This window comes from Cupriavidus sp. CuC1, from assembly GCF_044627735.1.
In the GTDB taxonomy this organism is placed as follows: Bacteria; Pseudomonadota; Gammaproteobacteria; order Burkholderiales; family Burkholderiaceae; genus Cupriavidus; species Cupriavidus ulmosensis.
Window position 1 is genome coordinate 1 of sequence record NZ_JBIUHC010000402.1, and the last position, 849, is coordinate 849.

1 protein-coding gene is annotated in these 849 nt (G+C 60.0%); it reads right to left on the bottom strand.

What is annotated here, in order from left to right; translation table 11 throughout:
• A partial coding sequence (locus ACGLHR_RS51910) for an IS630 family transposase (RefSeq protein WP_400103937.1) occupies positions 1-849 on the bottom strand: 849 nt, incomplete at both ends.

Here is an 849-nt window from a genome sequence, read left to right on the forward strand (position 1 = left end):
TGCAAACCAGCGTTCCACCTGATTGATCCATGAGGCGGAGGTCGGTGTGAAATGAACATGGAAGCGCGGATGGCGAGCGAACCAAGCCTTGATCGACGGCGTCTTGTGCGTGCCGTAGTTGTCCATGACGAGATGCACATCGAGCATGGGTGGCACGTTGGCTTCGATCGTGCGTAGAAACTGCAGGAACTCACTGCTGCGATGTCTGCGATGCAATTCACCGATAACTTTTCCTGTGGCGATGTCCAGCGCGGCGAACAACGTTGTCGTGCCATGGCGCATGTAGTCGTGCGTGCGTCGCTCGGGGATACCTGGCGCCAGCGGCAGCATGGGTTGCGTGCGGTCCAGTGCCTGAATCTGGCTCTTCTCGTCAACGCACAACACCATGGCCTTGAGCGGTGGGTCGAGGTACAACCCCACGATATCGCGCACCTTCTCCACGAACAATGGGTCGGTGGAGAGCTTGAAGGTCTCCTGTCGATGAGGCTGCAATCCAAAGGCACGCCAGATACGCGTCACGGTCGACGGAGATAGATTTGCCGCGCGAGCCATACTGCGCGTGCTCCAGTGGGTGGCGTTGGCTGGCACGGATTCGAGCGTCTTGGCAATAACCGCATCCACCTGTGCATCATCGATGGACCTCGGTGCCCCTGGTCGCGGCGCATCGAGCAGTCCATCGAGCCGATGCGCCACGAAGCGCGCACGCCATTTCGATACGGTTTGCTGAGTGACACGCTGCTTTGCCGCGACGGTCTTGTTGTCCAAGCCTTCAGCGCTAGCCAGCACAATGCGCGCGCGTAACGCCAACGCCTGTGCGGTCTTGCGCCGCATCGTCAGCGCCTTGAGTTG